Annotated in this window: 1 pseudogene; it reads left to right on the top strand. The window is 69.5% G+C overall.

The window, feature by feature from the left end:
- Positions 1 to 390 (top strand): annotated as a pseudogene (locus tag CVH10_RS18055) (hypothetical protein); the annotation flags it as partial.

Here is a 390-nt window from a genome sequence, read left to right as displayed (position 1 = left end):
GTCCATCCGGTCGCGCAGGTGATGGACGAACTGGCGGAGATCTTCGCCGACCTGGGCTTCGCGGTGGCGACCGGGCCGGAGATCGAGGACGACTGGCACAATTTCGGCGCGCTCAACATCCCCGAGACGCATCCGGCGCGCGCGATGCAGGATACGTTCTATATCGCCAAGCCCGAGGGGGCGGCCGACGATGCCGCGCCGATGGTGCTGCGCACGCATACCTCTCCGGTGCAGATCCGCACGATGGTGGAGGTGGCCAGGCGCCACGCCGGTGCCGGTTCGGCGGGCGGCGCGCCGATCCGCATCATCGCGCCGGGGCGCGTGTACCGGTCCGACTGGGACGCCACGCACACCCCGATGTTCCACCAGGTCGAAGGGCTGGTGATCGAC

It is taken from the genome of Halomonas sp. ND22Bw, from assembly GCF_003011945.1.
Lineage (GTDB): Bacteria > Pseudomonadota > Gammaproteobacteria > Pseudomonadales > Halomonadaceae > Halomonas > Halomonas halophila.
This window is presented reverse-complemented; position numbering and strand designations above follow the sequence as displayed.